This window comes from Plantibacter sp. MCCC 1A11337, assembly GCF_013349365.1.
GTDB lineage: Bacteria > Actinomycetota > Actinomycetes > Actinomycetales > Microbacteriaceae > Plantibacter > Plantibacter flavus_A.
In genome coordinates this window covers 46,073-68,241 of the sequence record NZ_JABJWX010000006.1, presented here as the reverse complement: position 1 = coordinate 68,241, position 22,169 = coordinate 46,073, and the positions used below count along the sequence as shown (strand labels likewise).

General features: G+C 68.9%; 19 protein-coding genes. 10 read left to right on the top strand and 9 right to left on the bottom strand.

Annotated features, from left to right (window positions below):
• Positions 1 to 79: 79 nt before the first annotated feature.
• Positions 80 to 430 carry a VOC family protein gene (locus tag HOW07_RS18425; RefSeq protein WP_175118194.1) on the bottom strand — a complete coding sequence of 117 codons (351 nt, stop codon included), beginning with the start codon at positions 428 to 430 and terminating at the stop codon, positions 80 to 82.
• Positions 431 to 530: 100 nt separating this feature from the next.
• Positions 531 to 2,231 (bottom strand): ABC-F family ATP-binding cassette domain-containing protein, encoded by a 1,701-nt coding sequence (locus HOW07_RS18420; RefSeq protein ID WP_254628487.1) that lies wholly within the window; start codon positions 2,229 to 2,231, stop codon positions 531 to 533.
• A gap of 263 nt (positions 2,232 to 2,494) precedes the next feature.
• Here HOW07_RS18420 and HOW07_RS18415 point away from each other — a divergent pair, with 263 nt between their 5' ends.
• The gene (locus HOW07_RS18415; RefSeq protein ID WP_175118192.1) at positions 2,495 to 3,496 is read left to right on the top strand and encodes a hypothetical protein; all 1,002 of its coding nucleotides are present in this window, start codon (positions 2,495 to 2,497) and stop codon (positions 3,494 to 3,496) included.
• 40 nt (positions 3,497 to 3,536) lie between these two features.
• Here the strand turns inward: HOW07_RS18415 and HOW07_RS18410 are convergent, their stop codons facing one another.
• Both HOW07_RS18410 and HOW07_RS18405 read right to left on the bottom strand, forming a co-directional pair.
• On the bottom strand, positions 3,537 to 4,025 hold the full coding sequence (locus HOW07_RS18410) for a hypothetical protein (protein ID WP_137243432.1): 489 nt from the start codon (positions 4,023 to 4,025) through the stop codon (positions 3,537 to 3,539).
• Positions 4,026 to 4,038: 13 nt separating this feature from the next.
• Complete coding sequence (locus HOW07_RS18405) at positions 4,039 to 5,154, bottom strand: mannose-1-phosphate guanylyltransferase (RefSeq protein ID WP_064294827.1); 1,116 nt, start codon at positions 5,152 to 5,154, stop codon at positions 4,039 to 4,041.
• A gap of 107 nt (positions 5,155 to 5,261) precedes the next feature.
• Here HOW07_RS18405 and corA point away from each other — a divergent pair, with 107 nt between their 5' ends.
• The 5 genes from corA to HOW07_RS18380 all read left to right on the top strand — a co-directional run bounded on the left by corA (position 5,262) and on the right by HOW07_RS18380 (position 10,054).
• Positions 5,262 to 6,386: a magnesium/cobalt transporter CorA gene (corA, locus tag HOW07_RS18400; protein WP_071262530.1), complete on the top strand. Its 1,125-nt coding sequence runs from the start codon at positions 5,262 to 5,264 to the stop codon at positions 6,384 to 6,386.
• A gap of 194 nt (positions 6,387 to 6,580) precedes the next feature.
• Complete coding sequence (gene sdhC / locus HOW07_RS18395; RefSeq protein ID WP_255376691.1) at positions 6,581 to 7,009, top strand: succinate dehydrogenase, cytochrome b556 subunit; 429 nt, start codon at positions 6,581 to 6,583, stop codon at positions 7,007 to 7,009.
• The gene (locus tag HOW07_RS18390) at positions 7,009 to 7,455 is read left to right on the top strand and encodes a succinate dehydrogenase hydrophobic membrane anchor subunit (RefSeq protein ID WP_064294824.1); all 447 of its coding nucleotides are present in this window, start codon (positions 7,009 to 7,011) and stop codon (positions 7,453 to 7,455) included. The genes sdhC and HOW07_RS18390 overlap by 1 nt, the downstream gene beginning before the upstream one ends.
• Positions 7,456 to 7,481: 26 nt before the next feature.
• Complete coding sequence (sdhA, locus tag HOW07_RS18385; RefSeq protein WP_071262531.1) at positions 7,482 to 9,284, top strand: succinate dehydrogenase flavoprotein subunit; 1,803 nt, start codon at positions 7,482 to 7,484, stop codon at positions 9,282 to 9,284.
• A 2-nt stretch (positions 9,285 to 9,286) separates the two neighbouring features.
• Positions 9,287 to 10,054: a succinate dehydrogenase iron-sulfur subunit gene (locus HOW07_RS18380; RefSeq protein WP_064294822.1), complete on the top strand. Its 768-nt coding sequence runs from the start codon at positions 9,287 to 9,289 to the stop codon at positions 10,052 to 10,054.
• An 84-nt stretch (positions 10,055 to 10,138) separates the two neighbouring features.
• Here the strand turns inward: HOW07_RS18380 and ptsP are convergent, their stop codons facing one another.
• Entirely contained in the window at positions 10,139 to 11,797 is a 1,659-nt protein-coding gene (gene ptsP, locus HOW07_RS18375; protein WP_175118190.1) for a phosphoenolpyruvate--protein phosphotransferase, read from the bottom strand.
• A gap of 57 nt (positions 11,798 to 11,854) precedes the next feature.
• On the opposite strand from ptsP, the gene HOW07_RS18370 reads away from it, so the two are divergent.
• The 3 genes from HOW07_RS18370 (at position 11,855) to trpS (ending at position 15,092) form a co-directional block, all read left to right on the top strand.
• The gene (locus HOW07_RS18370) at positions 11,855 to 13,162 is read left to right on the top strand and encodes a YihY/virulence factor BrkB family protein (RefSeq protein WP_175118188.1); all 1,308 of its coding nucleotides are present in this window, start codon (positions 11,855 to 11,857) and stop codon (positions 13,160 to 13,162) included.
• 9 nt (positions 13,163 to 13,171) lie between these two features.
• Entirely contained in the window at positions 13,172 to 14,017 is an 846-nt protein-coding gene (locus HOW07_RS18365) for an exodeoxyribonuclease III (protein ID WP_064294819.1), read from the top strand.
• A gap of 70 nt (positions 14,018 to 14,087) precedes the next feature.
• Positions 14,088 to 15,092, top strand: a complete 1,005-nt coding sequence (gene trpS, locus HOW07_RS18360) for a tryptophan--tRNA ligase (RefSeq protein ID WP_159879465.1) — start codon at positions 14,088 to 14,090, stop codon at positions 15,090 to 15,092.
• 59 nt (positions 15,093 to 15,151) lie between these two features.
• On the opposite strand, the gene HOW07_RS18355 is transcribed toward trpS, so the two are convergent.
• The 4 genes from HOW07_RS18355 to HOW07_RS18340 form a co-directional block, all read right to left on the bottom strand.
• On the bottom strand, positions 15,152 to 16,051 hold the full coding sequence (locus HOW07_RS18355) for a hypothetical protein (RefSeq protein WP_082915972.1): 900 nt from the start codon (positions 16,049 to 16,051) through the stop codon (positions 15,152 to 15,154).
• Positions 16,052 to 16,502: 451 nt separating this feature from the next.
• Positions 16,503 to 18,017 carry a glycerol kinase GlpK gene (gene glpK, locus HOW07_RS18350; protein ID WP_064294818.1) on the bottom strand — a complete coding sequence of 505 codons (1,515 nt, stop codon included), beginning with the start codon at positions 18,015 to 18,017 and terminating at the stop codon, positions 16,503 to 16,505.
• Positions 18,018 to 18,118: 101 nt separating this feature from the next.
• Positions 18,119 to 18,871, bottom strand: a complete 753-nt coding sequence (locus HOW07_RS18345) for an MIP/aquaporin family protein (RefSeq protein ID WP_175118186.1) — start codon at positions 18,869 to 18,871, stop codon at positions 18,119 to 18,121.
• 147 nt (positions 18,872 to 19,018) lie between these two features.
• Positions 19,019 to 20,755 (bottom strand): glycerol-3-phosphate dehydrogenase/oxidase, encoded by a 1,737-nt coding sequence (locus tag HOW07_RS18340; protein WP_121291945.1) that lies wholly within the window; start codon positions 20,753 to 20,755, stop codon positions 19,019 to 19,021.
• 134 nt (positions 20,756 to 20,889) lie between these two features.
• On the opposite strand from HOW07_RS18340, the gene HOW07_RS18335 reads away from it, so the two are divergent.
• Positions 20,890 to 21,876: a sugar-binding transcriptional regulator gene (locus tag HOW07_RS18335; protein ID WP_064294816.1), complete on the top strand. Its 987-nt coding sequence runs from the start codon at positions 20,890 to 20,892 to the stop codon at positions 21,874 to 21,876.
• The last annotated feature ends 293 nt before the right edge of the window (positions 21,877 to 22,169 follow it).

Genomic DNA, 22,169 nt, shown 5'->3' with positions numbered 1-22,169 from the left:
CGCTCCTGCGCACGTGAGCAGGACGGACCCGGGCGTCGGATGCGTCTTGCGCATCGGGTGTTCGCGTGCCGCGGCCGGATCAGCGCTGCACGACGCAGAACAGGTTGCCGTCGGGATCCGAGAGGACCACGTAGTCGGCGTCCTCCTCGTACTCCCAATCCACGGGACCGGCGCCCAAGCCGAGCAACCGCTCGACCTCGGCCTCGCGGTCGTCGGCGAAGAGGTCGAGGTGGTGCCGCCGACGGTCCTCCGCGCGCGAGGAGACGAGCATGAGGGACAGCTGCACGCCGTCGCCGTCGCGGGGGACGAGCGAGGCCCAGTCGTCCTGCGGTTCGTCTCGAGGGACGTAGTCGAGCGCCCGGGTCCAGAAGGCGACACCGCGCGCGATGTCCTGCACGCCCCACACCGGGGCTCCGATCGAAAGACTCATGCCCGTATCCTCCCGGCGTCGGGGCGTGCGCGCACGGGCTTGACGGCGACGGGCGGAGGAGTCGAGGTCGGACGGCCCACCGCTCCCCCACCCGGCGTCATCACCCGAGTCGGAGCCGGTCGCCGGTCCAGCGCCGACGGAGCCACCGGTCGTGGCTCGCGATGACGACCGCACCCGGGTAATCGCCCAGCGCGTCCTCGAGCTCCGTCGCGAGCGCGAGCGACAGGTGGTTCGTCGGCTCGTCCAGGAGGAACAGATGCGGAGGCCTCGCGATGATGAGCGCCAAGGCCAGACGGCGCTGCTGCCCGACGGAGAGCCGACCGATCGGACGGTCGAGATCGCGAAGCGCCAGGAGCCCGAGACCTGCGAGCGGGGTGCGCGCTGCACGCGCCTCGCCGAGCGTCCGGTCGTAGACCTCCCGAGGTGATCGATCCGCATCCGGGAACGCGACGTCCTGCTCGAGGAGCCCCACCCGGAGCCCCTTCCGCCGGAGGAGGGTCCCCGTATCGAGACGCAGCGAACCGGCGAGCACCGACAGGAGCGTCGACTTCCCCGAACCGTTCGCCCCGGTGACCAGCACGCGCGACCGGGGCGCCAGCTGCAGGCGTTCGAGGTGCAGCCGGCCGTCGACGCGGGCGTCGGCGAGGTCGAGCAGCTGCTCCCCCTCGTCGAGGACCGTCGAGCCGCTCGGGATCCCTGCGAACGAGAGTCGGCGAGGCGGGCGCCGCACCTGCTCGCGCTCGAGGACCTCGAGTCGGAGCTGCGCGTTCCGCACCCGCCGACTGATCTGCTGCTCGACGCGGTCGCCTCGCATGCCGAACGCCATCCGGTTGTTGTCGCGGATGCCCCGATCGTGGTTGATCCGCGGGGCCACGTCGTGCACCGCGGACGCGAGCCGTCGTAGCTCGGCCTGCTCCTCCTCGTAACGCGTCGACCACCGGTCGAGTTCTGCGGCCTTCCAGCCGAGGTACTCACTGAACGGCCCGCCGAACTCCACGACGGGTGATGCCTCGCCGACGGGGACCGGGCGGGACGGATCGATGTCGACGAGCCCCGTCGCCACCTCGTCCAGGAAGGCGCGGTCGTGGCTCGCGAAGAGCACCGGGCCCGGCCACTCCGACAGGTGGCCGCGGAGGAAGGCGACCGCGTCGTCGTCCAGATGGTTGGTCGGCTCGTCGAGCAGCAGTGCGGTCGGTCTGGCGACGAGGAGCGCGGCGAGGGCGAAGCGGGATCGCTGTCCCCCGCTCACCTCACCCAGTCGTCGCGACCGTTCGATCCCGGCGATACCGAGGCCGTCGACGACCGCGTCCAACCGGGCGTCCGCCGTCCAGACGTCGGCGCGTTCCGCCGCGTCGAGCGCGGCGGCGTACCGCTGCTCGGCGGAACCGTCACCGGCGGTACCCAGCTCACCGAGTGCCGCCGCCGACGTCGCGAACTCCTGCTCGACGGCCCGGACCTCGCCGAGCGCCTGCTCCAGCAGCTCGCCGACCGTCGTGTCGTCCGGGAGTTCGAGTTCCTGCATGAGGATGCCGGTGCGCACCGGGCGGACGGCCTCGCCGTCGTCCGGCTCGTCGATCCCGGCGAGGATGCGCAGCAGCGTGGACTTCCCCGCGCCGTTCTCGCCGATCAGGCCGAGACGGTCTCCGGCCGACACGACGAGGTCGACGTCGCGCAACACGACGCGGTCGCCGTAGGAGCGGGTGACGCCGTCGGCGCGGAGCTGCTGGATGTCGATGGATCGCCCGAACCTCGAAGCGGTGCGGCGGTGGACTGGTGTCGCGTGGGTCATGGGTGCTCGCATGGAGGCCCCTTTCGAGATGGGGCACGCCGCGTACGGTCGTCGTCCGACACGTCAGGAGCGAGCGCTGGGCTCGAACTCCTGGGCGGACCTGGAAGCGTCTGGCGTACCTCGATGGATTCCCGCCGGGCACATCACGTTCGTGATGGTCTGCCGCAGGCGCGGGACGTCGATTCGCTCAGTTCTTCACAGTGCCTTCAGGCTATCCGTCGGTTGTCGGCCGCCGCAAGCCCTGCACGTCACCGGTCCCGATTAGGCTGGTCGTCATGCGTGCTCCGTCGGTCCCCTCGCCCGCGCGGCGTCGCCGTGCGCACCGATCGGCCGCGGCCTCGCTGCTCGCCGCGCTCGGTATCGGTGCGCTCGTCGCACTCGGCGCACTGCCGACCACGCCGGCGACCGCGGCCGCTGCGAGCTTGCAGCTGAGCCGGACGCAGACGCCCACCCCGAGTCCCTCGCCGACCACGCCCTCGACGGCGACCCCGAAGCCGACGAAGCCGGCCACGCCGGCTCCCGGCAAGCCCACCCAGCCGGCGCCGCCCACGGTCCGCGGCACGGACTTCGACCCGGGCGAGATCATCAGCGACGCGAACTTCTACGACGCGAACGCCATGAGCGAGGCTGACGTCCAGGCGTTCTTCGCCTCCCAGCCCTGTACCCCGAAAGACGGCGTGCCGTGCCTGGCGGACTTCCGTGCCAGCACCGAGTCCGTCCCGGCGGCCGAGCCCGGACACTGCGAGGCCTACCGCGGCGCCGTGAACGAGTCGGCGGCGAGGATCGTCGCGAAGGTCGCCCACGCGTGTGGGATCAATCCCAAGGTGCTGCTCGTCCTCATGCAGAAGGAGCAGTCGCTCATCACCGGGCCGAGCGAATACGGCTACGCGCGCGCCATGGGCTGGGGCTGTCCCGACACCGGCCCGAACTTCAGCGCGAGCTGCGACGCGGACTACTTCGGGTTCCAGAACCAGGTCTACCGTTCCGCATGGCAGTTCCGGCAGTACACGCTGTACCCGCTCAACGTGCCGGGTGAGTCCTACCAGCGGGCGTATCACCTGGGATCGGTCTACATCCAGTACAGCCCCGACGCTGCCTGCGGCGGCACCCAGGTCGACATCCGCAACCAGGCGACGGCCAACCTCTACCTCTACACGCCGTACCAACCGAACCCCGCAGCCCTCGCGAACGTCTCGGGCACGGGCGACGCCTGCAGCGCCTACGGCAACCGCAACTTCTGGCGGCTCTACACGGAGTGGTTCGGCCCCGCGGTCTGATCGCCCCGTCGGTCCGCCCGTTCTCGGGCGAACGGACGGGTCACTCGCCGATGAGGAGTGAGACGCGGTCGTCGAGGTAGGCGTCGAGCGGGGTGAGCCCGAGGTCGTGCCCGGCCCAGCGGAGCATGACCGTGTCGTCGACGAGGCGCAACGGACCCGAACCCTCCCGGAGTGACGCCTCGTCCAGCGCGAGCTCGACGACCTCGAAGTTGACGACGTCGCCTTCGGCGAACGGGCCGCGGTGCGCCGCCTGCTGCGCGATCCGACGGTGCTCAACCTCAGAGGAGCGGTGGTTGAACCACTTCGGCTCCACAGCCCGAGTGGACTCGGCCGCGGTGAAGAGGCGACCGTCGGCCGAGAGCAGGACGACCCCGAGGCGCCACGCCCGGCCGATCGGCCGCAGCGCGGGTGCCCGCTTCACGAGCGGGAGTCCGCGGGGTGTGTAGACCTCCGCCAGAGCCTCGTCACGGACGCCTGCGGCCTGGAGACGCGCGCCCGCCTGCAGGAGCAGCTCGCGCAGCGCGGTCACCGACGGTCGCCGATCAGAGGACGTCGTCGCGACCGGACAGCTTGAGGGCGTCGACGACGCTCTTGACCCGCTGCGCGTTGGCACTCGTGGTGACGAGCAGGGCGTCCGGGGTGTCGACGACGACGATGTCCTGCACGCCGATGAGGCTGATGACCCGACCGGTCTGGCTGACGACGATGCCGCTGGAAGCGTCCGAGAGCACGCGCGCGTTCTCGCCGAGGATGGCGAGGTCGGACTTGCGCCCACCGGAGTTGAGCTTGGCGAGCGAGGCGAAGTCCCCCACGTCGTCCCAGTCGAAGTGCGCCGGCACGACGGCCATGCGACCGGCGGCCGCGGCGGGCTCCGCCACGGAGTAGTCGATCGCGATCTTCTCGAGCGCCGGCCAGACTCGGTCGACGACCGGTCCGCGGGCCGCCGCGTCGTCCCAGACCTCGGCGAGTTCGAGGAGGCCGGCAAGGAGTTCGGGCTTCTGTCGGCCGATCTCCTCGAGCAGGACATCGGCCCGCGAGATGAACATCCCGGCGTTCCAGAGGTGCTCGCCGCTCGAGACGTACCGCTTGGCCGTGGCGAGGTCGGGCTTCTCGACGAAGGAGTCGACCAGCATGACCCCTTCGGCCCCGCGGATGCCGAGGTCGCGGGCGCTCTTGATGTAGCCGAACCCGATGGCGGGCTCCGTGGGCTGGATGCCGATCGTGACGATGTAGCGCTCCTCGGCGGCCGTGACGGCCTGGGCGACCGCGGCGCGGAACAGCCGGTCGCCGCGGATCACGTGGTCGGCGGCGAACGAGCCGACGATGACGTCGGGTTCGCGGCGGACGAGGATCGCTGCGGCGAGCCCGATCGCGGCGGTCGAGTCGCGCGGCTCGCTCTCGAGGACCACGTTGGCGTCGGCGAGGTCGGGCAGCTGCTGTTCGACGGCCGCGCGGTGCGCACGCCCGGTGACGACCATGATGCGCTGGTCACCGGCGATCGGCGCGAGGCGGTCCCAGGTCGCGCGCAACAGCGTGCTGCCGGAGCCGGTGAGGTCGTGCAGGAACTTGGGTGCGTCGGCTCGCGAGAGCGGCCAGAGACGACTGCCGATGCCGCCGGCCGGGATCACTGCGTAGAAGCGTTCGAGGGGCGTGGTCATCCCCCGAGCGTACCGCCAGGCTCCACCCTGAGGACGACGGCACGGAAGCGTCATCTGACGGGTTTACGATGAGCGCCAGATCGAGCATGAGAAAGAACGGTACGAGCATGGCTGGACGCAACGTCCTCGGGATCCCGATCCCGTCCTTCGGCAGCAAGCAGGCTCCCCCGGTCCCCGTCGGTCCGCCGGACGCAGCGGACCTCGACGGCCGCAACAGCATCGTCAACGCCTGCATCTACCGCCACGGATCCCGCAGCTCGACGCTCACCTCGCTCGAGGACACCTTCCGCGCACTCCATGAGACCCCGGACGGCGTCGCGTGGATCGGGCTCTACCGGCCCGACGCGGGCGAGCTCGGCGTCCTGGCGGCGGAGTTCGGTCTCCACCCCCTCGCCGTCGAGGACGCCATCACCGCGCACCAGCGGCCGAAGATCGAGCGGTACGACGACGTCCTGTTCGTCGTCCTCCGGGCCGCCAACTACGTCGACGAGACCGAGACCGTCGAGTTCGGCGAACTGCACGTCTTCGTCGGCCCGAACTTCGTCATCACGCTGCGGCACGCCGAGTCCCCCGACCTCTCGCACGTGCGGGCGCGGATGGAGCAGGAGCACGAACTCCTCGCCTACGGTCCGCAGGCCATCCTGTACGCCATCATCGACGCCGTCGTCGACGGCTACGGCCCGGTGGTCGCCGGGCTCTCGAACGACATCGACGAGATCGAGGAGCAGGTCTTCGTCGGCGAGTCCCAGGTCTCCCGCCGGATCTACCAGCTCTCCCGCGAGGTCATCGCCTTCGAGCGGGCGACGCACCCGCTCAGCGATGTGATGCTGTCGCTCGAACAGGGCAGCGCGAAGTACGGCGTCGCCGACGAACTGCAACGCGGCCTCCGCGACGTCGCCGACCACCTCACGAGCGTCAACCAGCGGATCGACGCCTACCGGGAGCTGTTGCGCGACATCCTGACCGTGAACAGCACCCTCGTCGGTCAACGCCAGAACGAGGAGATGGCGAAGATGACCGAGGCGAGCCTCAAGCAGGGCGACGAGGTGAAGAAGATCTCCTCCTGGGCCGCCATCCTGTTCGGCCCGAGTCTCATCGCGGGGATCTACGGCATGAACTTCACCCACATGCCGGAGTTGTCGTGGTGGTTCGGCTACCCGATGGCGCTCGCGCTCATGGCCACCACGAGCGTCATCCTCTACAAGGTGTTCAAACGTCGGAACTGGTTGTGAACACCCGGTGTCGCCCGGTCGTCGCGCAGATGTCCGGCCTCTCTCGACGTCGAGACAGTTAGGCCAGCCTTAGCGGCGGGACGGCGCATCCCCCGCCTACACTTGGTCCAGCGCGCCGATTCGACGCACGGCAGGCAACAACCCCCGCACGGCAGAACGATCTGCCGCAGATAGCGACTATCAGGGAGGACCTCGTGACCGCGAGTCTCACGCGAACGTCACCGTTGGAATCCACGACATCCAAACGCCCGGCCGGCACCCTGTACCGGGGCCGTGAGGGCATGTGGTCGTGGGTGCTCCACCGGATCACCGGCGTCGCCATCTTCTTCTTCCTCCTCGTGCACGTCCTCGACACCGCGCTGGTGCGGGTCTCCCCCGAGGCGTACAACGCGGTCATCGGCACGTACAAGAACCCCATCATGGGGCTCGGTGAGGTCGCGCTCGTCGCCGCCATCGCCTACCACGCGTACAACGGCATCCGCATCATCCTCATCGACTTCTGGTCGAAGGGCACCAAGTACCAGCGGCCCATGTTCTGGATCGTCATCGGTCTCTGGGTCGTGACGATGCTGGGCTTCACGCCGCGCCACCTGATCAACGTGTTCAGCGAGATGGGCCACTGATGACGACGATCGCCGCTCCCCGCACCCCCGCTCGTCCCGCGCGCCGCAAGGGCGTCAACTGGGAGAAGTGGGGCTGGATCTACATGCGCGTCTCCGGCGTGATCCTGCTGGTCCTCATCTTCGGCCACCTGTTCGTCAACCTCATGGTGGGTGACGGCATCAAGGCCATCGACTTCGCCTTCGTCGGCGGCAAGCTCTCGAACCCCTTCTGGCAGTGGTGGGACGTCGCCATGTTGTGGCTCGCGCTGATCCACGGTGGCAACGGCATGCGCACCATCGTCAACGACTACGCCACGGGTCGCACGATCCGCGGCGTCCTCAAGGTCGCGATCCTCGCCGCCGTCACCATCCTCATCATCCTCGGGACCCTGGTCGTCTTCACCTTCGACCCGTGCCCCGCCGGCGCACCTGCAGACCTGCTCGCGTCGTTCTGCCCCGCCAACTGAGCAACCGAGACCGAGCAACGGAAACCGTGACTACAGAAACCACCGAGTCCACCGTCATCGACGGCATCCACTACCACCAGTTCGACATCGTGATCGTCGGTGCCGGCGGTGCCGGCATGCGCGCCGCGATCGAGGCCGGCCCCGGAGCGAAGACGGCCGTCATCTCCAAGCTCTACCCGACGCGGTCCCACACGGGAGCGGCGCAGGGCGGTATGGCCGCTGCGCTCGCGAACGTCGAGGAGGACAGCTGGGAGTGGCACACCTTCGACACCATCAAGGGCGGCGACTACCTCGTCGACCAGGATGCTGCGGAGATCCTCGCGAAGGAGGCCATCGACGCGGTCATCGACCTCGAGAACATGGGTCTGCCGTTCAACCGCACCCCAGAGGGCAAGATCGACCAGCGTCGCTTCGGCGGCCACACCCGCGACCACGGCAAGGCTCCGGTCCGCCGCGCCTGCTACGCGGCCGACCGCACCGGCCACATGATCCTGCAGACGCTGTTCCAGAACTGCGTCCGCCTCGGCATCAACTTCTTCAACGAGTACTACGCACTCGACCTGATCATGACGAACGTCGACGGCGTCGACAAGCCGTCCGGTGTGGTCGCGTACGAGCTCTCCACCGGCGAGATCCACGTCTTCCAGGCGAAGGCGGTCATCTTCGCCACCGGTGGCTTCGGCAAGATCTACAAGACGACCTCGAACGCGCACACCCTCACGGGCGACGGCGTCGGGATCATCTGGCGCAAGGGACTCCCGCTCGAGGACATGGAGTTCTTCCAGTTCCACCCCACCGGCCTCGCCGGTCTCGGCATCCTCCTCACCGAGGGAGCCCGAGGCGAGGGTGCGATCCTCCGGAACGCGAGCGGTGAACGCTTCATGGAGCGGTACGCGCCGACCATCAAGGACCTCGCACCGCGAGACATCGTCGCGCGCTGCATGGTCCAGGAGGTCGCGGAAGGCCGCGGTGCCGGTCCGAACAAGGACTACGTCTACCTCGACTGCACCCACCTCGGTGCCGAGGTCCTCGAGACCAAGCTGCCCGACATCACCGAGTTCGCGCGCACCTACCTCGGCGTCGACCCGGTGACGGAGCCCGTCCCGGTCATGCCGACGGCGCACTACGCCATGGGCGGCATCCCGACGAACGTCAAGGCCGAGGTCCTGAGCGACAACAACACCGTCGTCCCCGGCCTGTACGCCGCCGGTGAGTGCGCGTGTGTGTCCGTCCACGGCTCGAACCGACTCGGCACGAACTCCCTCCTCGACATCAACGTGTTCGGCAAGCGCGCCGGCAACAACGCCGTCGAGTACGTCCAGAGCGTCGACTTCACGCCCCTGCCCGAGAACCCCGCCGGCTTCGTCTCCGGCCTCGTCGAGCAGATGCGGAACTCCAACGGCACCGAGCGGATCTCCACGATCCGCAAGGAGCTCCAGGAGGAGATGGACCGCAACGCCCAGGTGTTCCGGACGGACGAGTCCCTCGCCGGCGTCACCGCCACCATCCACAACCTGCGCGAGCGGTACCAGAACATCGCCGTCCAGGACAAGGGCAAGCGTTTCAACACCGACCTCCTCGAGGCGATCGAGCTGGGCTTCCTGCTCGACCTCGCCGAGGTCGTCGTCTACTCCGCTCGCAACCGTCAGGAGAGCCGTGGCGGTCACATGCGCGACGACTACCCGAAGCGCGACGACGAGAACTACATGAAGCACACGATGGCGTACCTGTCCGGCGACCCGCACTCGTCCGACGCGGCCGACCACATCCGGCTCGACTGGAAGCCCGTGGTCATCACGCGGTACCAGCCGATGGAGAGGAAGTACTAGCGATGAGCACTGCAACGCTCGAGAACCCGCCGGCCGCAGCACCGGAGGAGATCCAGTCCTTCACGGTCACCCTGATCATCCGTCGGTTCGACCCGGACGTGGACGCCGAGCCGCGCTGGGAGGACTTCGACGTCGAGATGTTCCCGACGGACCGCATCCTGGACGCGCTCCACAAGATCAAGTGGGAACAGGACGGGACCCTCACCTTCCGTCGCTCCTGCGCACACGGCATCTGCGGCTCCGACGCCATGCGGATCAACGGCCGGAACCGCCTCGCCTGCAAGACGCTGATCAAGGACCTCGACATCTCGAAGCCGATCTACGTCGAGGCGATCAAGGGTCTGCCGCTCGAAAAGGACCTCGTCGTCGACATGGACCCCTTCTTCGCGTCGTTCCGCGAGGTGCAGCCGTTCCTCATGCCCGGCAAGCCCGCGGAGAAGAACAAGGAGCGCGTGCAGTCGGTCGCCGAGCGTGCCCGCTTCGACGACACCACGAAGTGCATCCTGTGCGCCGCGTGCACCTCGTCGTGCCCGGTCTTCTGGACCGACGGCCAGTACTTCGGCCCGGCGGCGATCGTGAACGCGCACCGCTTCATCTTCGACTCCCGCGACGACGCCTCGCAGGTCCGCCTGGACATCCTGAACGACCAGGAGGGCGTGTGGCGCTGCCGCACCACCTTCAACTGCACCGAGGCGTGCCCCCGCGGCATCCAGGTCACGCAGGCGATCGCCGAGGTCAAGCAGGCCATGATCTCCGGCAAGGTCTCCTAGCCAGCACCCGGTTCATCCGTCCGGCCCAGCGCACCGCGCTGGGCCGGACGTGTTCGTGCGGGAAGATCCGAGCATCGAGCGAGGTCAGGCCAGCGCGGCAGCTCTCGCTTCAGCCGGCGACGCGGCGCTCAGGGCGTCCATCGCCATGGCGCGAGCCGCCTCGAGCGTGTAGCGGCGCAGCTCGCTCCGGACGTCGCCGAGCGCGGCCGGGGTGACCGAGAGACTCGTCGCCCCGAGGCCGACGAGCACGACCGCGAGGGCCGGATCCGCTGCTGCCTCCCCACACACGCCGATCGAGCGCCCGGAGGCGAGACCGGCGTCACCGACGAGCTTGACGAGCCGCAGCACGGCCGGGTGCCACGGATCCTGGTACGGGCCGAGGGGCCCGAGGAGACGGTCCGCCGCGAGCGTGTACTGCGTCAGGTCGTTGGTCCCGATGCTCACGAAGTCCGCGACCCCGAGGATCTGCGCGGCGAGCAGTGCACTCGACGGCACCTCGATCATCGCCCCGACCGTGCGCAGCCCGAGCCGCTTGGCGAGCGTCACGAACGCCGCGGCTTCGGGAAGGTCGGCGATCATCGGGGCCATCACCCAGAGGTCCGCCTCGTGGGCGTCCTGTGCGAGCGCGAGCGCCGTGAGCTGGTCTCGGAGCACCTCGTCATGAGCGCGGAGCGCCCGGATGCCCCGCACCCCGAGCGCCGGATTGGGCTCGGCGTCGTCCGGTCGGAGGAAGGCGAGCGGCTTGTCGGCTCCGGCGTCGAACACCCGGACGACGACGCGCTTGCCCGGGAACGCCGCGAGCAACTCGCCGTAGCGGTCAGCCTGTTCGGCGACGCCAGGCGCCTCCGCGCGATCGAGGAAGAGGAGCTCGGTGCGGAACAGCCCGACCCCTTCGGCGCCGAGCGCCAGGGCACCGGCCGCGCCGGCGACGGACCCGAGGTTCGCGAGCAGGGGCACCGGGGTGCCGTCGGCGAGTTCGCCCGGCGAGCGCGGTGAGACCCGCACGCGCTCGGCCGCGGTGGACCGGGCCGACCGCACCTCGCGCTTCGTCGGCGACCCCGTGACGACCCCGGCTCCGGCGTCGACGAGGACGATCTCACCGTCCTCGAACTGCTCGGCTCCGGCGACGCCCACGACGGCGATGAGCGACTGCTCGCGCGCGAGGATGGCCGTGTGCGAGGTCGCCGAGCCGCCACTCGTCACGAGGGCCAGCACCCGATCGAGATCGAGGAGTGCGGCGTCCGCCGGAGCGAGGTCCGCGGCGACGAGGACGAACGGCTCGTCCGACTCGGGCGGACCGGGGACAGGCCGACCGAGCAACCGTGCGATGACCCGTTGCGAGACGTCGCCGACGTCGGTCGCGCGCGCCGCCATGGGCTCCCCCAGGTTGAAGAGGACCTGCTGGACCGTCGCCAGGGCCTCGAACACGGCGCGCTCCGCAGAGCGCCCCGCTGCGATGCGCGTCGCGACGTCCTCCGCGAGCGCCGGATCGTCGGCCATGACCGCCTGCGCTTCGAGCACGTCCTGCGCATGGCCGCCGGCTCGTCGAGCCCGCTCCTCCAGGTCGACCCGCGTCGCGCTGAGCGCCGCGACGGCCCTGGCCTGTTCGAGCGTGACGTCCCCGCCGAACGGGTCGGCACTCGGTTCGGGCAACGGCTCCGGCATGCGGAGCACGGGACCGGCCACGACGCCGCGTCCGATGCCGGTGCCGGTGAACGTGCGTTGCCCCTCCGCCTCGCGCATGGTTCGACCCTAGTGCACCGCCTCTCCCCCGGTCCGGCCCGCTTGTAGGCTGGTCCGGTGACCAATCCGCGTGCGCCGAGGAAGGACTCCGCCGACGCGCCGGACGTCAGCACCACCCCCAGAGTGCGGCTCCAGCAGACGCCACCTCCGCTGGTGTTCCAATGGATCCAGAACAGCGAGAACCCGTTCATCCGACGACTCGCGCCCCGCGCGGCGAGAGCGGAGCGCGCCACGACGTGGGTCATGCGCTTGAAGCCCTATCGCGTCATCCATCGGTATCTCGCCATGGACGGCAACCTCCTGGCCGCCGGGATCAGCTTCCAGGCCGTCTTCGCCGTGTTCGCAGCGGTCTACGTCGGATTCGCCATCACCGGCATCTGGCTCGGTAACAACGCCGAGGTCTTCCAAGCACTGGTGGAGATCATCAACCGCGCCGTCCCCGGCCTCATCGGCACCGACGGCGAAGGCATCATCGCCGAGGAGCAGTTGTCGAGCGCCTCCCTGCTCGGGTGGACCGGGGTCATCGCCGCCGTCGGACTCATCTGGACGGCGATCGGTTGGTTGTACTACACCCGGCAGGCGGTCCGGTCCATCTTCGCGCTCCCGAAGGTCGCCGCGAGCTTCTTCCTGCTGAAGGTCGTCGACCTCGTCCTGGCGCTCGCCTTCGGCGTCCTCCTCCTCGTCTCCGCGACGCTGTCGGTCGCCAGCACCCAGGCGCTCAGCTGGCTGCTGTCGCTCGTCGGACTGGAGGGCACGTTCTGGGTGACCGTCGGCAGCCGGGTCGTCGGACTGATCGTCGCGGTCGTCGTGAACCTCGTCACCCTCGGCGCCATGTACCGCGTGCTCAGCCGGATCCGGATCCCGTGGCGCAACCTCTTCGGCGGCGCGCTGCTCGGCAGTCTGGTGCTCTCGCTCCTGAGCGTCGCGAGCAGCGCGGTGATCGCCGGGGCCTCCCGGAACCCGTTGCTCGCGACCTTCGCGGTGTTCATCGGCCTCATGCTGTGGTTCAACCTCGTGAGCCGCGTCATCCTCGCCTCCGCCGCGTGGATCGCCGTGGGTCTCGACGACCAGGGCATCAGTGTGCGCACGACGACACCGGAGGAGCAGGCGGCCGAAGAGCTGGCGGCCAGGAGACTGATCGCCGAGGCGGAACTGCGGGAGGCTCGCGAATCCCTCCGGCGCGCCAAGGGCCCGGCGGTCTGGTTCGCCCGCCGACGCGTGCGGCACGCCGAGGAGGCCTCGGCCGAGCTCATCCGACAGCACGGCGAAGCCCCCGAGTCGCTCGCGGCGGACGCGTCGGACCCGCCCCATCGCCGACGCCCGGGCGGACGCCGGGGCCAGGGCGTTGTCGGCCCCCGCGACTAAGCTGGAGGCATGTCTGCACCCCTCCGCATCGCCAGTGTCAACGTCAACGGAGTCCGCGCGGCCTTCCGCAAAGGGATGGGCGACTGGCTCGAAGACCGCGGGGTCGACATCCTCGCCCTGCAGGAGGTCCGCGCCGCGACGAGCGACCTCGAGACGCTGTTCGGACCGGAATGGAACATCCTGCACGACGCCGCGACCGCCAAGGGGCGCGCAGGTGTCGCGATCGTCAGCCGTCGATCGGCGGGCATCCACCGCGTCGCCCTCGGAGCCGACGACTTCGACAGCGCGGGTCGTTGGATCGAGGCCGACTTCGACATCGACGGCACCCTCGTCACGGTCGTGAGCACCTACGTGCACTCCGGCGAAGTCGACACCCCCAAGCAGGTCGAGAAGTTCCGCTTCCTCGAGGCGATGCTCGAGCGGCTGCCCGCACTGCGCGAGCACAACCCACTGTCCCTCGTCGTCGGCGACCTCAACGTGGGCCACACCGAGCTCGACATCAAGAACTGGAAGGGCAACGTCAAGCGTGCCGGCTTCCTGCCCGCCGAGCGGTCCTACTTCGACCGCTACCTCGGCCCGGCGGGCGAGCCGGTGACGGGCGTCGACGGCGTGACCGGCACCGGCCTCGGCTGGGTCGACATCGGGCGCCAGTCCGCCGGCCAGGTCCCCGGTCCCTACACCTGGTGGTCCCAGCGCGGCCAGGCCTTCGACACCGACACCGGCTGGCGCATCGACTATCAGCTCGCCACTCCCGAGCTCGCAGCCCTCGCGTCCGGTTACACGATCGACCGGGCCGCGGCGTACGACCAGCGATGGTCCGATCACGCCCCCGTCGTCGTCGACTACGCCGTCTGACCACCGGCACCACACCACCCAGACCACCCGTGCCCCGGCTCCGGCCGCTCATCACTCTGCGAGAACCCACATGACCAAGCCACGCCTGTACTCCGGCATGCAGCCCTCCGCCGACTCGCTCCACCTCGGCAACTACATCGGCGCCCTCCTGCAGTGGAAGCAGATGCAGCAGGAGCACGACGCCTTCTTCAGCATCGTCGACCTGCACGCGATCACGGTGCCGCAGGACCCCGCCGAGCTCCGGGAGAAGACCCGTCGCACGGCCGCCCAGTACATCGCCGCAGGCATCGACCCCTCGGCCTCGACCCTGTACGTCCAGTCGCACGTCCCGGCGCACGCACAGCTCGCCTGGGTGCTGAACACGATCACCGGCATGGGTGAGGCCGCGCGCATGACGCAGTTCAAGGACAAGTCGGCCAAGCACGGACGCGACGCCTCGTCGGTCGGACTCTTCGCCTACCCGATCCTCATGGCGGCCGACATCCTGCTCTACCAGACCGACATCGTGCCGGTCGGCGACGACCAGCGGCAGCACATCGAGCTCACGCGCGACCTCGCCGAGCGGTTCAACGCCCGCTTCGGCGACACCTTCGTCGTCCCGAAGGCGCAGATCCAGAAGGACTCCGCACGCATCTACGACCTCCAGAACCCGACGTCGAAGATGTCGAAGTCCGCCGAGACCCCGGCAGGCATCATCTGGTTGCTCGACGAGCCGAAGGTCACGCAGAAGAAGATCATGCGTGCCGTCACCGACAACGACGGCGTCATCGCCTTCGACGCGCAGGAGAAGCCCGGCGTCTCGAACCTGCTGAGCATCTACTCCGCGATCACCGGCTCCCCCATCGAGGCGGTCGTCGGCGAGTTCGAGGGTCGTGGCTACGGCGACCTCAAGAAGGGTCTCGCCGAGGTCGTCGTCGGCGAACTCGAGCCGGTCCGTGCGCGCGCGCTCGAGCTCCTCGACGACCCCGCCGAGCTCGACCGCCTGCTCGCGGTCAACGCCGCGCGCGCGACCGAGGTCGCCGAGCAGACCCTCGCCGAGGTCTACGACCGCGTCGGACTCCTCCGCCGCGCCTGATCCCGCCGTCCGTTCGCAACTCCTGCTCGTCGCTGTCCGCAAGCCCGCGCCCGCCGCATTCAGCGCGCAGCCCGCGAAGTGCCCGCGCGGTGGGCAGGAGTTGTGCGCACCTCCCCGATCAGACCGGTGATGGCCGCCGCAACGAGGCCGGGCTCGTACACCACATGCTGGTAGAGCGGCCGCAACGTCGTCAGCCCGCGCGAGGCGGCTCTGAGGTCACGGGTGCGGTCTGAGACGGCGTGCGACCACCCCTCATGATGGGCTCGACTGTCGACCTCGATCAACAACGACTCAGCCACCAGGAGATCACCGCGTCCACCCTCCGCCAGGCGGGGCTGCACCTCGTACGACAGACCGAGGCTGCGGACGATCAAGCGCAGGAGTGTCTCCGGACCTGACTCGGCGCGTCCATCGATCAACGCCATGAGCGCACGAAAGCGTTCGGGCACCAGGGCGAAGACTCGACGGAGGTCAGGTTCATCGACCAAGCCGAGATGGACCGCGCTGTCGAGCGTCGCAAGTGCCATACGCGGCGCCTGGCACCGGATGGACTGTGCCAGTGCGTCGATGATCGACACGTCGCAGTCGAACGTGCCGCACGGCTGGTCAAGCGGTCTCCAGTGGAGGCTGAACTCCCGTCGATCGCTGGTAGCCAGCCGTCGGTCCTCCGCCCGCGGTCCGCGAAGTCGTGAGGCGCTGCGGTCCACATGCACATGGACCCGGGTGGCGTCGAACACGAACACACCACGGGCGGCCAGGGTGGACAGGCACGCTCGCCTCCCCCCGATGCGGACTGCGGCACGGATGTCATCGTGCACTCCGGGGAGCGCGTATCGATCGCGCCGCACGCGAACGATCGTTCCGTCGCGCACCGCCTGGGTGATCTCACGCGGTCGCATCCCTTCCTCGAGAAGCGTCGAGCGGGCGAAGATCGTGTGACCAGAAGATGCGCTGTCCATCCATCGATGGTTGGGGCACCGATCGAGCGGGCGGTCACAAGCGATGGCTTCATCGTCGGTCGAGGACTGCCGGAACCCTGTGGAGGAGGGTCACGGCCGGGACTTCACCGTCGCGCATGGTTCACAACTCCTGCTGGCCACTGGTCAACGCTCAGGATCAGCCCCAGAGAGGCAACGCAGCAGCGACGAGCAGGAGGTGTGCGCAGATGGGACCCCCCATCTCGACGAGATGGGGGTCGGAGCGAGTCGTGCGGGAGTAGTTCGTCTGCGCAGAACTCCTGCGCCTGACAGGACCGATCGGCGCGGGCAGGCGGAATGGCGCGGTTGTTCCCGTGCCGGTCCTCAAGCTGCAGGAGTTCTGCGCAGATGCACCCTTCGGGAGCCGAGCGAGGACGGACGACAGAACGGCCCGCCCTCCGCGAGGAGGACGGGCCGTTCCGGTCGGTCGTGACTACTGCACGTCGTCGTCGACCCAGTCGAAGGTCTTCGTGACGGCCTTCTTCCAGTTGCGGTAGAGGCGGTCGCGCTCTGCGGAGTCCATGTTGGGCTCCCAGCGCTTGTCCTCCTGCCAGTTCTTCGCGAGGTCGTCGAGGTCGGACCAAAAGCCGACGGCGAGACCGGCCGCGTAGGCCGCGCCGAGCGCCGTGGTCTCCGCGACGACCGGTCGGATGACCGGGACACCGAGGATGTCGGCCTGGAACTGCATGAGCGTGTCGTTGGCGGTCATGCCGCCGTCGACCTTGAGCTCCGTCAGCGGGACACCGGAGTCGGCGTTGACGGCGTCGATGACCTCTGCCGTCTGGAACGCCGTCGACTCGAGGGCGGCCCGGGCGATGTGGCCCTTGTTGACGTACCGGGTGAGCCCGACGAGCGCGCCGCGGGCGTCCGGACGCCAGTACGGCGCGAACAGCCCGGAGAACGCCGGCACGAAGTACGCGCCACCGTTGTCCTCGACGGTCTTGGCGAGCGCCTCGACCTCGGGAGCGGAGGAGAACATGCCGAGGTTGTCGCGCAGCCACTGGACGAGCGAACCGGTCACGGCGATCGAACCCTCGAGCGCGTAGTGCGGCTTCGCGTCACCGAGCTTGTAGCCGAGTGTCGTGAGCAGACCGTTCTCGGAGTGGACGATCTCCTCACCGGTGTTGAAGATGATGAAGTTACCGGTGCCGTAGGTGTTCTTGGCCTCGCCCTGCTGGAACGCGGCCTGACCGAAGGTCGCCGCCTGCTGGTCGCCGAGGATGCCGGCGATCGGCGTCTCGCGAAGGAGGCTGTCGTCGGACGCGTGGCCGTAGACCTCGGAGGAGCTCTTGATCTCCGGGAGCATCGACTTCGGGACACCGAACGCCTTGAGGATCTCGTCGTCCCACTGCAGGGTCTCGAGGTCCATGAAGAGCGTGCGCGAGGCGTTGGTGACGTCCGTGACGTGCACGCCGCCGTTGACACCACCGGTGAGGTTCCAGATGACCCAGCTGTCGGTCGTGCCGAACAGGAGGTCGCCCGCCTCTGCCTTCTCGCGAGCACCCTCGACGTTCTCGAGGATCCAGACGATCTTGGTGCCGGAGAAGTAGGTCGCCAGCGGCAGGCCGACGGTCTTCTTGAAGCGCTCGACGCCACCGTCCGCAGCGAGGCGGTTCACGATGTCCTGCGTGCGCGTGTCCTGCCAGACGATCGCGTTGTAGACGGGCTGACCGGTGGTCTTGTCCCAGACGACGGCGGTCTCGCGCTGGTTCGTGATGCCGATGGCCGCGATGGCGTGCCGGGTGATGTTGGCCTTGCTGAGCGCCTGGCCGATGACCTCGCGGGTGTTGTTCCAGATCTGGTTCGGGTTGTGCTCGACCCAGCCGGCCTTCGGGAAGATCTGCTCGTGCTCGAGCTGGCCCGTCGAGACGATCGATCCGCTCTTGTCGAAGACGATGGCCCGGGAACTCGTCGTCCCCTGGTCGATTGCGATGACGTAGTCCGCCATTGGATACTCCTTCGTTGCGTGCGTTGCGAGGTGAGGCACCGGAACCGGTGCCCCGGGGTGCCGCGGCGGTGATCGTGTCCGGTCACCGCCGCAGCGTCAGGTCAGACGGCCGGGAGCAGCACCATCGAGGCGAGGGCCGCGAGGACACCACCGAGCAGAGGACCGACGACCGGCACCCAGGCGTAGGACCAGTCGCTCTTGCCCTTGCCCTTGATGGGGAGGAGGGCGTGGGCGACGCGCGGACCGAGGTCACGTGCCGGGTTGATCGCGTAGCCGGTCGGGCCACCGAGGGAGGCTCCGATACCGACGACGAGCAGGGCGACGGGGAGGGCGCCCAGGGCTGCGAGTCCTCCGGGCACGCCCTCGATGACCACCGCGTCGGGGCCGGTCTTGCCGAAGGACATCACGACGAAGACGAGGACGAAGGTCGCGATGACCTCGGTGACGAGGTTCCAGCCGTAGCTGCGGATCTCCGGACCGGTCGAGAAGACGCCGAGCTTCTTGCCCGGGTCCTCCTCCTGGTCGAAGTGCTGCTTGAAGGCGAAGTACGTCAGCACGGCACCGATGAAGGCACCGACCATCTGCGCCGCCCAGTAGACGAGCGCCGTACCGAAGTCGATCGAGCCCGTGGTGAGGAAGCCGATCGTGACAGCCGGGTTCAGGTGACCGCCGGAGGCGTAGGACACCGTGACACCGGCGAAGACCGCGAGGCCCCAACCGAAGTTGATGAGCAGCCAGCCGCCACCGAGGCCCTTGGATTTCGTGAGGATCGCCGTGGCGACCACACCGGTACCGAGCAGGACGAGCATCGCCGTCCCCACGGTCTCGGAGAGGAAGATGGTTCCGAGGTTCATGTCTTCATTGACCTTTCATAGGTGTGGCCGTGTGGGGGCCGACGCCGAGGCGCGAGCCCCCGCTGGGCGAGGTTGCACTGACCAGTTGCTTGTAAGGTAGCCAGCTCCTGTTGCACAGGACAAGGGCCTTGCCTGCACATTCGTGCATTATGAGAACGCCGGGGCCTCCTTGGCGGCGTCGACCCGGAGGTCGACCTGGTGGGCGTCGCGCAGGCGGTCGAGCGCTGCGGAGATCTGCGCGGTCCGTTCGGCGTCGTCCCACCCGAGGACACCGCCGACGACGCGGGCGATCTCGTCGACGAGGCCGGCGGTCAGCGATCCGGTGAACGCGAGGCTCGTGCGGCGGTGCAGCACGTCGGAGAGGTGCACGACCTGCTCCTGCTCGACGAGGTACTCCAGCTCCTGCACGCTGTAGTCGGCAGCGCCCTGCAAGCGGTCATCGCCGTGCTCGGACAGGTGCTCGAGGAGTGCGGCGGCCTTCGTGCCGTACCGGCCCAGCAGCTGCTCGGCGCGCTTGGCGCCGGTGCCGTCCTCGTGCGCGGCGACCCAGGTGCGCGTCGCGGCGTCGGTGCGCGGGAAGCCGGCGCCGCCACCGATCGCGAGTCCGAGGGTCTCCACGGGGCGCGGGGCTCCGATGGTGTTGAGCACGTCCGTGCTGAGGTGCTCGGCGAGGGCCCGGAAGGTGGTCCACTTGCCACCGACGAGGCTGAACACGGTGGTGGACGGACGTGCAGCGGCGGCCCGGCGCTCGATCCGGTAGTCGCGCGACACGAAGCCGGGGGCCTCGTCGTCGTGCTTCGGCAGCGGACGGATGCCGGAGAACCGGTAGACGATCTGCTCACGTGAGGTCGCGATGGTCGGGAAGACGTGCTTGACGAGGTCGAAGAAGTAGTCGACCTCCTCCTCGGTGCAGACGCTCGGGGTGCTCGGGTCGGCGTCGATGTCGGTCGTGCCGACCATGACCTTGCCCTTGAGCGGGTAGATGAGGACGATGCGGCCGTCCTCGTGCTCGAAGAAGATCTCGCGCCCCTTGGTGGCCGCGTAGAGCTCCGGGTTGTCGAGGACGATGTGCGAGCCCTTCGTGCCACCCATGTAGGTCGTCGGCTCGCCGAGGCCGGCGTTCGTGAGGTCGGTCCAGGGGCCGGAGGTGTTGACGACGACGTCGCTCGTCACGGTGAAGGTCTGGCCGGTGACCGTGTCGCGGAGCTCGACGCCGTCGGCACCCATGCCGACCGCCTCGACGTAGTTGACGGCACGGGCGTGGGGGCCGGCGGCGAGGCCGTCCATGAGGACGTCGAGCGCGAGGCGCTCCGGGTCGTGCATGGAGGCGTCGTAGTAGGTCGCCGTGTACTTGAGGCCCGGGTTCATCTTCGGCAGGTCGGCGAGGGACTTCTTGCGGCCGTGGAAGCGGTGACGCGGCACGCTGCCACCGTCACGGGAGAAGGAGTCGTACGCGGTGAGGCCGACCTTGATGAGCAGCGCGCCACGCTCCTGCGGCTTGCCCTGCTTGTGGGTGAGGAAGCGCAGCGGTGCGGAGAGGATGCCGGAGAAGGTCGAGAAGATCGGGACCGTGGTCTCGAGCGGCTTCACGTAGTGCGGGGCGATCTTGATGAGCCCGTTGCGCTCCTGCACCGACTCCTGGACGAGACGGAACTCGCCGTTCTCGAGGTACCGGATGCCGCCGTGGATCATGTGGCTCGACGCGGCGGAGGCGCCGGAGGCCCAGTCGTTACGTTCCACGAGCGTGACGTCGACGCCCTGGAGCGCCAGGTCGCGGAAGGTCGCGATGCCGTTGATACCGCCGCCGATGATGAGCACCGACGCCTGCGGGCGGTCGATGACGGACTGGACGGTGGAACGGGGAGCTGACGACTTGAGGGACATGAGATGCCTCGCTTCTTCGCGGTTGGAACGCGACGCTGCCGGGATTGCGCGCCGCTGAATGATGTGACTGAATACATCGTGACACCCGCTGCAACTCTGAACAGCCCTAGTGAACAAACGTGCAAGGAGACCCGATGTCGCTCGCAGACGCGCTCAGCCAGCCGGACCGGACGGCCGAGGCGCTCCGTGCCGCACAGCTGTATTACGTGCAGGACCTCACCATGGAGGCCATCGCCCAGGAGCTCCACACCTCCCGGTCGTCGGTGTCCCGCCTGCTCGGATATGCGCGGGAAAGCGGGCTCGTCGACATCCAGGTGCGCTCCCCGCACGACATGCCATCGCGGCTCGAAGCGGAGTTCCGCGACCGGTTCGGCGTGACCGCCCACATCGTCCCGGTCCCCGACCACACGAGCGACATCGACCGCCTGGAGCGGGTCGCCCTCTCGGCTGCACGTTTTCTCGGCTCCGTGTTCGACTCGAACATGACGCTCGGCCTGGCCTGGGGCTCGACCGTGAGTGCGGTGGCGAGGCACCTCACCCCCAAGCGGACCCACAACTCGCAGATCGTCCAGCTGAACGGTGCGGCCAACACGCGCACCTCGGGCATCCTCTACGCGAGTGAGATCCTGCATCGGTACGCGGACGCCTACGGGGCCTACGCGCAGCAGTTCGCGGTGCCGGCCTTCTTCGACGACCCGTCGACCAAGCTCGCCCTGTGGCGGGAGCGCAGCATCCGACGCGTGCTCGAGATCCAACGGCGCATGGACGTCGCCCTGTTCGGTCTCGGTTCGCAGCTCTCGGGCGTACCCAGCCACGTGTACGTCGGCGGCTACCTCGACGACAGCGACTTCGAAGCGCTCGCGAGCGCCGGGGCGGTCGGGGACGTCGCGACCGTTTTCTTCCGCGCCGACGGTTCGTGGCGGGACATCCCCTTCAACAACCGCGCATCCGGACCCGACCTCGACGTGCTGCGCGGGGTCTCCCGTCGGATCTGCGTGGTCGCCGGTGCCGCCAAGGTTCCGCCGCTCCTCGGGGCGTTGGCGGGAGGGCTCATCTCCGACCTCGTGGTCGACGAGGGAACCGCCCGCGCGGCGATCGATCAGCATGACGCCCAGCGCTGACCCCGGCCGCTTCAGGCGCTGCAACCGGGCGTCATCCGAACCGGGAATAGGGCACCCACTCAGCCCGTTGACCTAGAATCGACAACACGTAACGTGCTCCGGGGTCGGTGAGAGTCCGAACCGGCGGTGATAGTCCGCGACCCGTGTCTCGCGCAAGCGAGGCCCGGTTGATCTGGTGGAACTCCAGGACCGACGGTTATGAACGCGTCTGCTCGCAGACGGCGTTCGAGTCCGGATGGAAGGAAGCACGGGCGTCGGCCGATGGTCGACGCCGGCGAGCACCTGCCCGCGAC

Bases quoted from the DNA above. Each gene is read 5' to 3' on its own strand.
- ptsP (WP_175118190.1), bottom strand. From the start codon at position 11,797: ATGCGCGAGGCGGAGGGGCAACGCACGTTCACCGGCACCGGCATCGGA.
- HOW07_RS18365 (WP_064294819.1), top strand. From the start codon at position 13,172: ATGTCTGCACCCCTCCGCATCGCCAGTGTCAACGTCAACGGAGTCCGC.
- HOW07_RS18425 (WP_175118194.1), bottom strand. From the start codon at position 430: ATGAGTCTTTCGATCGGAGCCCCGGTGTGGGGCGTGCAGGACATCGCG.
- HOW07_RS18420 (WP_254628487.1), bottom strand. From the start codon at position 2,231: ATGCGAGCACCCATGACCCACGCGACACCAGTCCACCGCCGCACCGCT.
- HOW07_RS18345 (WP_175118186.1), bottom strand. From the start codon at position 18,871: ATGAACCTCGGAACCATCTTCCTCTCCGAGACCGTGGGGACGGCGATG.
- glpK (WP_064294818.1), bottom strand. From the start codon at position 18,017: ATGGCGGACTACGTCATCGCAATCGACCAGGGGACGACGAGTTCCCGG.
- HOW07_RS18390 (WP_064294824.1), top strand. From the start codon at position 7,009: ATGACGACGATCGCCGCTCCCCGCACCCCCGCTCGTCCCGCGCGCCGC.
- HOW07_RS18340 (WP_121291945.1), bottom strand. From the start codon at position 20,755: ATGTCCCTCAAGTCGTCAGCTCCCCGTTCCACCGTCCAGTCCGTCATC.
- HOW07_RS18405 (WP_064294827.1), bottom strand. From the start codon at position 5,154: ATGACCACGCCCCTCGAACGCTTCTACGCAGTGATCCCGGCCGGCGGC.
- HOW07_RS18335 (WP_064294816.1), top strand. From the start codon at position 20,890: ATGTCGCTCGCAGACGCGCTCAGCCAGCCGGACCGGACGGCCGAGGCG.
- corA (WP_071262530.1), top strand. From the start codon at position 5,262: ATGGCTGGACGCAACGTCCTCGGGATCCCGATCCCGTCCTTCGGCAGC.
- HOW07_RS18355 (WP_082915972.1), bottom strand. From the start codon at position 16,051: ATGGACAGCGCATCTTCTGGTCACACGATCTTCGCCCGCTCGACGCTT.
- HOW07_RS18415 (WP_175118192.1), top strand. From the start codon at position 2,495: ATGCGTGCTCCGTCGGTCCCCTCGCCCGCGCGGCGTCGCCGTGCGCAC.
- trpS (WP_159879465.1), top strand. From the start codon at position 14,088: ATGACCAAGCCACGCCTGTACTCCGGCATGCAGCCCTCCGCCGACTCG.
- HOW07_RS18380 (WP_064294822.1), top strand. From the start codon at position 9,287: ATGAGCACTGCAACGCTCGAGAACCCGCCGGCCGCAGCACCGGAGGAG.